This window comes from Pedobacter sp. KBW06 (assembly GCF_003852525.1).
Lineage (GTDB): Bacteria > Bacteroidota > Bacteroidia > Sphingobacteriales > Sphingobacteriaceae > Pedobacter.
Genome location: NZ_QAJL01000006.1, coordinates 170,180 through 183,252 on the forward strand (window position 1 = coordinate 170,180; position 13,073 = coordinate 183,252).

The 13,073-nt window shown below is 43.8% G+C and carries 7 protein-coding genes; 1 reads left to right on the forward strand and 6 read right to left on the reverse strand.

Annotated features, from left to right (window positions below):
* Position 1 precedes the first annotated feature (1 nt).
* The 4 genes from DBR43_RS30620 to DBR43_RS30635 all read right to left on the reverse strand — a co-directional run bounded on the left by DBR43_RS30620 (position 2) and on the right by DBR43_RS30635 (position 9,493).
* A complete protein-coding gene (locus DBR43_RS30620; RefSeq protein WP_124587158.1) occupies positions 2–1,729 on the reverse strand; it encodes a discoidin domain-containing protein in 1,728 nt (575 codons plus the stop codon).
* A 6-nt stretch (positions 1,730–1,735) separates the two neighbouring features.
* Positions 1,736–4,348, reverse strand: a complete 2,613-nt coding sequence (locus DBR43_RS30625; RefSeq protein ID WP_124587159.1) for a glycoside hydrolase family 3 C-terminal domain-containing protein — start codon at positions 4,346–4,348, stop codon at positions 1,736–1,738.
* A gap of 193 nt (positions 4,349–4,541) precedes the next feature.
* Entirely contained in the window at positions 4,542–6,341 is a 1,800-nt protein-coding gene (locus DBR43_RS30630) for a RagB/SusD family nutrient uptake outer membrane protein (RefSeq protein ID WP_124587160.1), read from the reverse strand.
* Between the two features lie 20 nt (positions 6,342–6,361).
* Positions 6,362–9,493: a SusC/RagA family TonB-linked outer membrane protein gene (locus tag DBR43_RS30635; protein ID WP_124587161.1), complete on the reverse strand. Its 3,132-nt coding sequence runs from the start codon at positions 9,491–9,493 to the stop codon at positions 6,362–6,364.
* A 668-nt stretch (positions 9,494–10,161) separates the two neighbouring features.
* Between DBR43_RS30635 and DBR43_RS30640 the strand changes: the two genes are divergently transcribed.
* Complete coding sequence (locus tag DBR43_RS30640; protein ID WP_124587162.1) at positions 10,162–11,028, forward strand: AraC family transcriptional regulator; 867 nt, start codon at positions 10,162–10,164, stop codon at positions 11,026–11,028.
* A gap of 9 nt (positions 11,029–11,037) precedes the next feature.
* Here DBR43_RS30640 and DBR43_RS30645 read toward each other — a convergent pair whose 3' ends face one another.
* Positions 11,038–11,490, reverse strand: a complete 453-nt coding sequence (locus DBR43_RS30645; RefSeq protein ID WP_124587163.1) for an L-rhamnose mutarotase — start codon at positions 11,488–11,490, stop codon at positions 11,038–11,040.
* 8 nt (positions 11,491–11,498) lie between these two features.
* Positions 11,499–13,058 (reverse strand): SLC5 family protein, encoded by a 1,560-nt coding sequence (locus DBR43_RS30650; RefSeq protein WP_158622641.1) that lies wholly within the window; start codon positions 13,056–13,058, stop codon positions 11,499–11,501.
* Positions 13,059–13,073 lie beyond the last annotated feature (15 nt).

Consider the following 13,073-nt stretch of genomic DNA (forward strand, 5'->3'; position numbering starts at 1 on the left):
ATTATTGCGGAATACCCTGGGTTACTCCATTTTCATTAAAGGCATCTACTCTAAAAAAATAGGGAACATCCTTATTTAAGCCCCTGAGCTCCAGCGAAGGATTCCCATAAACCATTGCAGATTGATACAATTTATTTTTGGTGTTTCCGAAATAAACCACATATCCTGTAGCTCCTTTGATTGCTTTCCAATCCAGGCGGGCATGACGGGTATCCTGAGCATCTCTTTGTACCTGGCAAGTTTTCACCGCTTCCGGTAATCTGCCATTTCCCTTTCCAAAAACCCTTAAGCCTGAGATAGAAAAACTCCCGTCAGGTACCTGATGATTGATGATTTTCACATAACGGGCTTTAACCGCTTTACTCAGCACCTGATAATCATGGGTCACATCGGCTGTATTTGAGGATTGATCAATAATGCGCTGCCATTTCTTTCCATCTTCCGATACGGAAATGGTATACTGATAAGGTTTTAGGTGATCATTTGCTTTCAACTTAGCTCCTTCATCCGCAAAATTTACCTGGATCGCATGTATGGACGATGGTTTTTCCAGATCAATCTGCAGCCATTCCCCTTTGTTGCCGGTGGCAGCACTCCACCAGGTCCTGACTTCTTCATCACAAGCCAATTCCGGCTGATTTGCGGAAAGCGCGGAAGAAGCAGAAACAGGTTTGTTATAGGATAATAACATCCAAGCCGGGAAAGTCGATTCCTTTTCAAAATTCATCTTACGGTTAGGCATCAATGATGGATAATCCCCAAAAGCCGTATTACAATGCAGCTGTCCTTCCCGGTCGAAAAAGGCAGGGAACAATCCAACGCGACGTTCGAACATATGCCGTACGGAGATCGTCATGGTAGCCACATGCCAGTAATTGCCGTATTTGTCCTGAAATGTGCAGCCATGGCCGGCACCGTTGATAAAACCACCTGGCTTATAAGAAAACGGACTGTTGGGCATATAGGTAAATGGACCTAATGGTTTTTCAGCAACATAAACTCCATCCCCATAGACCTTAAACTCCGTTCCCGGAGAGGAATACTGAAGGTAATATTTGCCATTGTATTTGTTCATCCAGCTGCCTTCATTCCAGCCTTCCTTTCCTCCGTCGTTTCTTTCCCCCGCTTCTTCCCAGCCATATTCCTTAGACTTGTGTCCGATCAGGACTTTGGAACTGCCCAGGGTATCGAGTAAACGGGAGCGGTCCAGTTCCACTCCCCTGATCGGATCATGATTGGAACAGCCATAATAAAGATATACGCGGCCATCATCGTCTTTAAATAAAGCCGGGTCGGTCATGAAGACCTGGAATTTAGGATTATAAACCTTCCAGTTGTCTTCCAGCGGATTCAGGTTATAATAAAGCTTCCTGGCACCTTTGGATGCCAGAAAAAACACCGTATCCCCAACCGTTTCAACGGTAGGCGCATAATCTTCTACCGGTAAAGTAGCCGATGGCCTGAAAGTCCATTGGAGCATATTGTCAGAGTACCAGTATCCACCCGACTTAGAGGCGTAGAGAAAGTATTTGTTTTTGTACAAATGTATCACCGGATCGGCCGCTTCCCGGTAAGAAGATGAATTGTCGTAACTGAACCGATAATTCAGGTTAAGCGGATTGCAGAAGGTCTGATTCTTTTGCTGCGCATTTGCAGGCGCTTGAACTGCCAGGCTAAAGAAGCCTAACAGGAAGATTATTTTATTTCTGATTAATTCTCTTTTTTTCATCCGATGTTAATAGGACTTGCTTATCATTATCTTTTGCTCCAGCACGTTCGAAGTGGTGACCTGTTTTACTCCCGGTTGTCCTCCACCTACACTGATGGTCAGTGCCCCCTCCGGCTGATAGCGGTTTCCATTGCTGTCCACCAGCATCAACTGATCTGCAGTCAGCTCAAAACGTACTTTCCCGAAGCTGCCCGGCTCCAGTGCAATGCGGCGAAATCCTGCTAAGGCCCTGATTGGAGCCATTTGTTTCGATCCCGAATGCGCAACATACAATTGAACCACTTCCTCTCCTTTAACCTTACCTGTATTTGTTACCATTGCTTCTACGACTAAAGGTTTTCCTTTTTTAAGCTGTAGCGGTGCTTTAATGTACGAATAGTGGAATTTGGTGTAACTCAAACCATAGCCAAAAGGATATTGTACCGCTCCTTTAAAATAACGATAAGTGCGCCCCTTCATGTTATAGTTCAACAGGTCAGGAAGGTCTGCATCGCTTTTATAGAATGTTACCGGCAATCTTCCTGCAGGATTATAGTCGCCAAACAATACATCTGCAACTGCAGTTCCGGCACTTTGACCACCATACCAGGCGTTGAGAATTGCCGGAATATGCTCCGTTTCCCAGGGCATGGCAATAGCACTTCCGGTAAGCAAGACCAGCACAACAGGTTTTCCTGTCGCCTGTAAACGCTTCAGCATTTCCGTTTGTACTGCGGGAAGTAAAATCGAGGTACGGTCTCCACCATGAAAACCTTTTGCATTCACCGACATTGCCTCTCCTTCCAGTTCAGGAGAAATCCCACCCACAAAAACGATGACATCTGATTCGGAAGCATGGTTTGCGATTGCAGTCATGTCTGCCTTTTTATTGTTTCCGCTTTTCATCCTCATGGTCGCATTCCCATTGCCCTGCCAATATTCCAATACAATTTTATACGTTTTATCTTTTTCGACTTTTAAGCGAAAATTACGTTGCCCCTGACTTCCATTCCAGCTGTTCAGCATCAGGGAATCGTTTACCTTCAGGCGATATCCGTCGTCGCCTTCCATTTTCCAGGTGATTGTCTGGCTGGAGGCAGGTTTAATCGTGGCACTGAAACGGATCGAATAATTTACGTTGGAAACACCAGGTGCCGGAGCCTGTCCTTCGGCCATCGAAAAATCAATCTGATGTGCCACTGTATTGTAAATGACAGGTCCTTCGAGTTTAGTATTGTTATAATAGGCCATTTCTACTCCTCCCTGAAATATCGGTTGTCCTTCATCAGGAACAAATAGCGTGTCAGAAGTAAAATTTACCCCTTCATCATAAGAAACAGCAGTCTGCGGACCGAGTTTCTCTTTAATCGCATCCAGAACAGATACATTACGGGTCGGAAAACCGTTATAATTTCCCAATTGTGCAATTTTATTATCGGCATTGGGCCCGATTACCGCAATTCTTTTTGCGGACTTTGCAAGCGGCAGCAGTCCCTGTGTATTTTTAAGCAGGACGATAGATTGTCTGGCCATTTTAAGCGCATGCGCTTTATGCTCCGGTGCCTCCAATACATTTTCTGAGATTTGTCTGTATTTTACTTTTTCTGCGGGATCAAACAATCCCAGGCGATACCTGATGGTAAATAACCGGGCTACAGAAACATCAATTTCTTTTTCCGTGATGATACCGGTTTTCACTGCTTCTACCAGTGATTTGTAAACGGAGGTTCCGCATTCTACATCTGTACCATGAAATACGGCATCTGCAGAAGCGGCGGCTGTGCTTTTATGGGTTTTATGGTTTTTAACAAAATCATCAATGGCCCAGCAGTCGCTCGTTACATATCCGGTAAACTTCCATTGACGGCGCAGAATGTCGTTCATCAGCAAATCGTTGGCACAGCAAGGCTGACTGTTCACTGCATTGTAAGCACACATCACACCGGCCACCCTGGCGTTGACCACCAGTTCCTTAAAAGCGGGTAAATAAGTATCCCAAAGGTCGTAAGTACTTGGGTTGATGTTATCAGAGTGTCTGGTCGGTTCAGGTCCGCTATGGACCGCATAATGTTTTGCGCAGGCGGCAGCGAGCAAATAGTTTGGATCATCGCCCTGCAGGCCTTTCACAAATGCCGAGCCCATTTTAGCAGTCAGAAATGGATCTTCTCCATAAGTTTCCTGTCCTCTGCCCCATCTTGGATCCCGGAATATATTGATGTTCGGTGTCCAGTAAGTGAGGCCCAGATAGCGATCGCCGGTTTTCCCTTCCCGGATTGCTTTGTTGCTGATTCCCCTGCCCTCAATAGCACTATATTGCGCCATAAGCTTTAAAGAATTCGCATCCCAGGTGGCCGCCATGCCAATGGCCTGAGGGAACACTGTGGTTTTATAGGGCGTACGGGCAACACCGTGCAGCACCTCATTCCACCATTCATAGGCCGGAATTCCTAAACGAGGAATGGCGGGAGCAGCATTTAACATCTGCCCCACTTTTTCCTCTAAACTTAACCGACCAATTAAATCCTTTACTCTCTTTTCAACAGGAAGTGTACTATTCCACATTGGGTAGGTTTTAAAATCCTGAGCCCTCAAAACTACAGGAAGTAATATACCTACAACTAGTATGGCAATTCTTTTCATATTTCTATATTCATCTTGTGTGTTGCAATTCTTATAGGGTAAAGCTAGCGGTATAAAACCGCTGAGACCACTGCTAAATTGACAAAAACCAATGCTATCTTTTCCCCCTATACGTAAAAAAGCCAGTAATGACAGACCCGGGTCTGTCATTACTGGCTTGGATTAATAAATAAATATTAAGCGCAGTATTGTTTTAGTTTAAAGGATCGAAGGTACCTCCCCATTCCTTATTTTGCTGTAAAACACCTTTCGACTGCGAAATCTGGGATGGCCTGAGCGGATAAAACCAATGGTTCAGATCAAGGTTAAATTTAAATGAGGGATCCCCGTCTAGGTTGTCGATATACCTCGCGGTGAGCTTAGTCCGGGTTGCCGCATCCATAATTTTCTCAGAAGCCAAAGGCAGGTTGTTCATACTTTTTACGGTAATGTATAAACCATGCCGGCTGCCCTGATTATTGAGGATGTCGAAACGTTTCCAGCGGCGCAGGTCATCAAAGCGCTTGCTTTCGAAAGCAAACTCGACCTGGCGTTCTTTAATATAAGCTTCTCTGATGTCGTTCTGTCCCACTGCAGTAATGCCATAATTTCCGGCACCTGCGGTAATCCCTGCACGCTTTCTGATGCTTTTCAAAACCTCTAAAGCCTCTGTTGACTTGCCCGTTTCATTGGCACATTCGCCATAATTCATCAGCAACTCGGCGTAACGCATCTCCACCCAGTCGGTCTGGGCCTGGCTATTGTTTACTACAGCAACTGTGGTATCCAGGCCTTTCCGCTGGTAGAAACCTGTAAAGCCTACAAGACCGGAAAAATTCGCATGAATCACATTAGTGATGTTAAAGTAATTTTTCAGTACATCATCATAACGCCAAATGTTCCAAAAGCCATTCCCTTTCACATAACCTGGAGGTTGTTCATCCGGTGTAGGGTACACCATACCACCACAATGAACGGTTGCATAAAACCGATCGTCGCGATTGGTATAAAAATCGGTCATGAACTGCGTGTTATAGGCAGGATCGCTCAGTTGATTGATATCGAACTGCATCGGAGAACCATCCTTTTTAGGGAAAGCGAGTAACAGCGTTAACAAGGGCTGATTGTTAGAACCCTGAACAGGACGGACATCTTGAAAATTAGTGGGATGGCCAGGGTAAAAGAACTGATTCACCATCACCACCTCCTTATTGCGCTCGTCGGTCCAGATGGTATGGTACCTTGGGTGCAGGGCATGACCTTGTAAGGCACCATAATCGACAGCAGCTTTACAGGCATCATAAGCCGTCTGCCAGCGCGCAGCGTCATTTGAGGGATTAAATAAAGGGCTTGCATAATTCAGCAAAACCCGGCCTTTCATCGCCATGGCAGCAACTTTAGTGATACGGCCATAATCCACACCTGCATTGGAATAAACACCCGGAAGTACAGCAATGGCATCATCCAGGTCTTTAACAATCTGGGCAATACATTCAGAGGTTTTATTGCGCGGATGGAACAAACCAGGTACATCATTAAAATCCTGTTTGTGTAAAATAAGCGGAACTCCCCCTATCTTGCTTACCAATCCCCAATAATGCCAGGCCCTCCAGAATTTGGCTTCGCCAATGTATTGTTTTTTTACCTCATCGGTTAACACACCTGGTTTCAGATTGTCCAGTTCATCTAAGAAAAAGTTTACTTTATCTATATTTTCATATTTTATTTCAGAGCCCTGATTGACTTCAGTAATCATTCCCCGCAGGTTATCATTAAAGGATTTAGGGCTGTTTATTCCCTCATCAGAAGTAGGTCCGTTAAAAGGCCATCCAGGCATTGATTTCCCATATATACCACTCAGAAAGGCTTTTATCATTACCGGATCACCCCATACCGCTTCGGGAACAATCGCCCCGTTATTCGTATAATCTAATCCTTTCTTGCAAGACGACACTGTTAACAGCACCATGATATTGGCAAGAAATAGCTTAAAAATTTTATTATTCAGTTTCATATCTTCAGAATTTAGTATTGTTAAAGTGACAGATTAACGCCGAAATTGAAAGTCTTCATCACGGGATAATCAAAACCACCACCCATTTGCGGATCGTAATATTTATTATTGAACTTGCCGATTACAAACAAATTGGATCCGCTGAAATATAACTTCAAGCCGTTAATCCCCATTTTATTGGTAATTTTTGCAGGGATTGCATAGCCTACATTCAGCATTCTCAATCTCAAATAATCCGCTTTCTTCCACCAGAAAGTACTCTGTGAAGTAACTACATTCTTGGTTCCATCATTCGAAGAATAACGTTTTGGCAATGAAGCATTTGGGTTCTCAGGCGTCCAGGCATCATCTGCCCATGGCTGCCACATTCGGTTCCACTCTACACCTTCTGCCAGGTTTTCAGTGTTTTTGTAATTGTGCAGGCTACCTGCAAAACTTGCGTCAACACTAATTCCTTTCCATTCGAATCCAAGGTTTAATCCCAATACTACAGGATTGGTATTTTTAAAAATGACTTTTTGGTCCCATTCGTCGACAATGCCATCAGGAGTACCGTTTTTACTGCTCAAATCTGCATAGGTTAACTGACCTAAGGCAGGCGCAATCCCCTTAAATTTATACGTTGGATGAGCAGCAACAAACGCATCCAGATCGGCCTGCGTGCGGATAAAGCCTGTTTGCACATAGCCGACCTGTCTTGATATGGATTGATTGATTTCTATATCTGTTGGATAGGTAATGTTTTTGTCCTTAATCAGTGGAGTCGCATTGGAGTAACTGGCATTCACATTCGCATAGTAGTTCAGCTTATTGATGCTGTTACGGTAACCAACTGTCAGCTCCAGGCCTTTTGTATTGTAGGCACCATAATTTGATGCCGGCAATGTGCGGCTAAAGGTCGGAGGTACCTGCGCTTCCCTTTTGGTCAGAATGTCATAAGTCTTGGTGTAGAAATATTCTGCAGTCGCATTAAAATGTTTTAAGAAATTCACATCAACCGCCGCATTGTAGTTAATTGATTTCTCCCAGGTAATGTCGGGGTTAACCAGGCTACCGTAAACAATAGCAGGATTAAGCACAGGTGTGGTTCCGAAATAAGCAGAACTACCTTCTACTCCGTACTTTTGCTGGTATTGCCATGCATCTGTATTATCAGCACTGGTGGTACCGACAGAACCTCTTATCTTCAGCATTTCAATTCCTTTTACCTTAGTAAAGAAGTTTTCACGGGAGATTACCCAGCCGAGTGAACCTGAGGGAAAGAAACCCCAGCGTTTATCAGGCGCAAATTTATACGATCCATCATAGCGATAGGTAAAGTTTGCCAGGTATTTACCGCTATAGTCATAGAAGAACTGACCAACATAGGATTTTCGTCCGGTAGTTTGCTGGATATCGCCATCTGCCCTTTGCCATAGCTGATCCGTACTGGCAGCCCACCATTGATCGGTCTCGTACACCGGAAAAGTTCTCCGTCCGGCTACCGCACCACCACCGGAATTTTCGGCACGCTCATAAGCAAGCCATCCCTGTACATGGTGTACGTTGGCAAAAGTATGGTCGTAGTTCAACTGGAAATTCAATTGCGCATCCTCGTTCCATCTGTAAGCTTCCTGTATCAAACTATTTGGAATCTGTGTTGATTTTTTATAAGTTAAAACATCCGCATCATTTGTACTGATCTGATGTGTCCCGACCGTTTTCATCACCGCCATATTGTAACGCTTATAGAACTGTTTATCGCGGTTATTGGTAAAGGCTTTGATGTACTGCGACGAAAGACTCAATCCCTCTACAAATGGCACTTTATAAGTAGCCTTCAGGTTGATGACCGGCTTTAAATAATGTGTATTAAGGTATCCGGCGTCGCCGCGGATTTCAGCGCCGACATTGCCAATCCAGCCATAATCAATCGGCTGACCGCCATCCGTCCATACCGGTTGATAAGGTTGCCAGACCAATTGCTTACGATACATATCAGCTTCCTCTCCCACTACACCCGGGGTTACTGCGGGTCTCGTCGTGACGTTATTATTGACAGTAAGACCTGCAAACACGCTCAGGTTTTTAGCGATATCTGCGGTAATATTTGCCCTGATATTATATTTCTGATATATGGAATTTTTCTGGAAAGCACCTTGTTTTACATAAGAGCCCCCGATGAAATAACTCAGCTTTTCACCCCCGCCTGATGCACTCAGGTTATGTGTGGTGGTATAAGGATCCTGCCAGACTGCATCGACCTGATTATAACCATAGCCATTATTGATATTTTTGAAATACTCGAAATCTGCCGGTGTCCAGATATCAGATGCAGTCGGATTAATCCGGTTAAAAATCTGCCCTACTTCAATGGCGCTCGTTAAGGCCGCATTCTTTCCGCGCTTATCGAATCCGCTATTGAAGGAATAATTGATTTTAGCTTTTTCGTTTCTGGATCCACGTCTGGTGGTCACCACAATTACGCCACCGGAAGCCCGGGCACCGTAAGCAGCCGATGCAGCAGCATCCTTCAACACCGATATGTTATCGATGTCGTTCGGACTAAGGTTATTGAAATCCTCTGCGTTGGGGGTGACCAAACCGTCGATCACAAACAGCACATTCACATCGTTAAACATGCTCAGCTTTTGCATTCCGCGAACCACAATAGAAGGTGCCTGTCCGGGACGGGCATTAGCAGTAGCCACATTTACACCCGCCATCTGCCCCGCCAATAAGTTCGCTAAAGAGGTTGTCGGCGAATTTCTCCTGGTATCATCCATTGTCATGGTGGCGACCGAGCCCGTCATCAAATCCTTTTTCCGCGTTCCATAACCGATGGTTACTTCATCAAGACTGACCACTGAAGATTCGAGTTCGATGGTCATTCCCGAACCGGCTTTTACACTTTTAGTTGTATAACCGATCATAGAAATGGTCAGTACCTGACCTTTGGTTGCAGAGATTTCAAATTTCCCTGCTTCATTACTTATTGCTTTCCCCGAACCACCCTGGGCTACGATAGTAGCGCCGGGAATCGGGCTCTTGTCCTTTCCATCAAGAATGGTCCCGGACAGTCTTTCCTGCGCGAGGACATGATAAGGTTGCGTCAACAGCCAGATCAATCCCAGCAGGCTCAGCGGCATTTTTAGTACACGTTTCATCATCATAATTTTATGAGTTTGGTTATTAGGTTCGTAAAACTCAGGAGAATATCAGGGCGCAACCACCGTTTATTTGACGGTTTATCCTGTTTTTTTTGCTGTAGTCGTGAGAAATAAATAGTATGCCTACCTAAAAAGCATTGGATTTCTTTTTAATAGCAATGGCACAAATTTCCTTAGATTACAAATGGGTTAAATACAGTCAATTTTACTGTCCATCCTCTTTTTTTTGCGGCAATGGTAATAAAGAGCTGGTTCAGGCTAAAAAAAATTAAGGGGATTTTTCCGATGGCACCGGAGCGGAGAACGTTAAAACAGGGGCAATTAACTACCTCTAATTTGACCATTTACAATGCTTTTTTTGCACAATTCATCCTAAATAACGGTTTATTTGCATGGAAAATTCAGGATGTTTTTCGCGACTCTTGGCCTATCTCCTGGTTTCCGGTTTTAAACCATCATGCCTCCCCGCTAAACATGTAAAATACATTTTTAGGCAATCGATTGCATTTTTTAAAATATTTACTTATTTTTAGAATACCAAACACGTAACGACCAGGACACCATGAAAAAAAAACTGATTATTCCGGACAAAAAATTGATCGGCCTGGCCTGCAAGAATGTTGCGGGATCCGGTATGATCAGCTTATCCTTACATTCAGATTTTATTTAAAATGCAATATATATACGAGAACTTTACCTTCCCACCTGATCAGTCTTTTACGGTCAGGTCGGAAATTCTGGAAATCAAGAAATATACTTCTTTGAAATCTCATATCAATTTTGAAATTGTACTAATGGAAAATTGTTGTGGGAAACGTTTTGTAGGAGATCACATTCAGGATTTCGAAGGGACTGAACTGATTCTGCTTGGCAGCTTTTTACCACATTGCTGGCAGTATTACAATGCCATCGATGAGCAGATCAATCCACAGGCCATTGTAGTTCATTTTTTTCCGCATTTTCTGGGTAAGGAATTATTGGATAAACCCGAAGCCCAGCACCTGCATCAACTTTTTACAAATGCAGCAAAGGGAGTTCAGTTTTCAGGAGCCACGGTAACCAGGGCAAGAAGTATCCTTCATCAGATGCTGTTTGAAACCGGGCTCTCCCGCGTGGCCTTAATGCTTCAGCTATTAGACCTTCTGGCCCAATCAGAGAATTACCGGACCCTATCCTCGCCTTCTTTTAACATCATTGAGAATTCTGCGGAAGCCACCAAAATAAACCGGGTATTTGACTATATCTTCAAGAACTTTACCGAAGACATTTCGCTACATGATGTGGCTGCGATCATCCCCATGTCTACCGCAGCTTTCTGTAGATTTTTCAAGTTGAAGACCAACAGGACGCTGGTAGACTTTATTAAAGAAATCCGGGTTGGACATGCGGCAAAATTACTCATTGAGGGCAACCATAATGTAACAGAAACCTGTTACAAAAGCGGGTACAACAACATCTCCAATTTTAACAAGCACTTCAAAGAAGTAAAAGGCTTCTCGCCCAGAGATTTTGTCAAACAATATAAAAACTCCGCCTGAGCTTAAGCGTTAATTACTAAATTCGTAAAAGGGGGTCACCTCTACCCATTTCTGGTCTTTCGAAGTGCCATTAACGCCTTTTTGGTACCCATTCATCAGCGCGTTCCATTCCGCACAGCGTGGACTATAAGATTCTGCGAGCTTCCCCATTTTGTTTAAATTGGCATTCCGGGGAACCCTGATCTTCATCACAATCAAGTCATTGAAGCGGTAAAGCGTAATGTTTTTATAACCGGCTTTTTTAAAGCCGGCCTCTACTTCCGGCCATACCTTTTTATGGTAGGCCAGGTATTCCTCCATTTTCTTACCATTGTCCAGGGTATTGACCACAAATATCTTTTCTACAAATTCATTTGTAGTTGCACAATTATCCCGGTAAAGGATTTTACCCAGCACCAGACACAGGATAAGTGCGCAGAAAAAAACCACTAATGTTGATTTTAAAAATGTGCTGCTTTTCATAAACGTGTTTAATTAAAAAGAATATAGATCAAAACCATTACGGCTGCAAGGCCCATCCAGATCATCCAAATCGACCTGGAATTGTCCACCACCTCAGCTTTTGCTTCAAGCAAGGAAGGGATGACCGGATTTATCCTCGGTTTTGTAATTAAGGTACTGATTACAATTACGATGCCCAGGGCCAGAAATATATAGAAAGAAAGGATTAGAAAATGTGGCCAATATCCTTTATATGGATAATTTAACACATGACAGGCACCCAATATCAGGCAGATCAATCCCCCACCATAGAGTACGGTTTCTACAGAGATGCTATTTACACGTTTCCACAAAATACCTGCTAAGAAAACGACAGATAGCGGAGGTGCAAGTATAGACACCAGGCCCTGGCTCAATTCAAAAAAGTCCTTTCCGGAATAAGAGAAAAGCAGGGCAATCCCTACACCTGCTACCGCTGCGACAACCGTAACCCATCTTCCCATCTTTACCTGCTGCTCCTGATTCAGCACCCTGAATTGCGTCACCACATCCAAAGTAAACACCGTACAGAAAGCGTTTAAACTCGAGGACACCGTATCAATCAACGAGGCTATCAGTGCCGCAATGCTTAAGCCAAGTAAACCATGAGGCATCAGATTTTTGACCATGGTAATATAGGCGCTGTCGGGCTGAGCCGTATCTTTAAATAAAACATAACACATGATCCCCGGAAGAATGAAGATTAAAGGCATGATGATCTTGAGAACGGCAATAAATATTGCCCCATATTGTCCTTCTTTTAAATTCTCTGCTGCCAGTACTTTTTGTACAATCGTCTGATCCGCACACCAGTAATAAATGGCCACCACCGGATAGCCCAAAACAATGGCAATCCAGTTATATTCCGTGTTTGATGCCGGAAGAAAAAGTTTCCAGTACGAGACCGGTGTCTGGCTCAGCAAACTGTCTATATTTCCAATTTTCTGAAGGCCTAAAAAAGTAAGTACAATGGAAGATACAATGATGATCACCGATTGAAAGACACCCGTCCGGACAACCGCTTTTAATCCACCTACAGCAGTGAAGCTGGTGGCTATCAGTGCAATGATGACAATGGCCGTCAGTAAAGAGCAGTCGAATATCCCCGAAATCAATAAGCCGCCGGCATACAGGGCACTGCCCAGCCAAACCACCAATATGGAGATCAGGCTATAGATGACCAGAAAATTATAAGACCGTTTTCCAAAGCGAATGAGTAAAAATTGCGGGATGGTGCTGATTTTGGTTTTCAGGTAATAGGGCAGGAAAATCATAGACAACAACATCAGAAATATCCAGGCCAGCAATTCAAAATTACTACCAACTATCCCATGGGAAAACCCTATCCCTGCAAAACCAATTAACATCATCGGGCCGGCATTGGCACTAAATATAGAAAAACCAATCTGCCACCATTTGAGGGTTCTTCCACCCAGAAAAATATCATTCTGACTTTTCTCTTTTCTATTCAGGTAAAATCCAACAAAGAACAAAACCGAGATATAACACCCCAGGACTAAATAATCAGCTTGATTAAATGATAAATTCAAAATCTATTTGGTTAA

Coding starts and splice junctions, on each gene's coding strand:
- DBR43_RS30620 (WP_124587158.1), bottom strand. CDS start 1,729: ATGAAAAAAAGAGAATTAATCAGAAATAAAATAATCTTCCTGTTAGGC.
- DBR43_RS30625 (WP_124587159.1), bottom strand. CDS start 4,348: ATGAAAAGAATTGCCATACTAGTTGTAGGTATATTACTTCCTGTAGTT.
- DBR43_RS30630 (WP_124587160.1), bottom strand. CDS start 6,341: ATGAAACTGAATAATAAAATTTTTAAGCTATTTCTTGCCAATATCATG.
- DBR43_RS30635 (WP_124587161.1), bottom strand. CDS start 9,493: ATGATGATGAAACGTGTACTAAAAATGCCGCTGAGCCTGCTGGGATTG.
- DBR43_RS30640 (WP_124587162.1), top strand. CDS start 10,162: ATGCAATATATATACGAGAACTTTACCTTCCCACCTGATCAGTCTTTT.
- DBR43_RS30645 (WP_124587163.1), bottom strand. CDS start 11,490: ATGAAAAGCAGCACATTTTTAAAATCAACATTAGTGGTTTTTTTCTGC.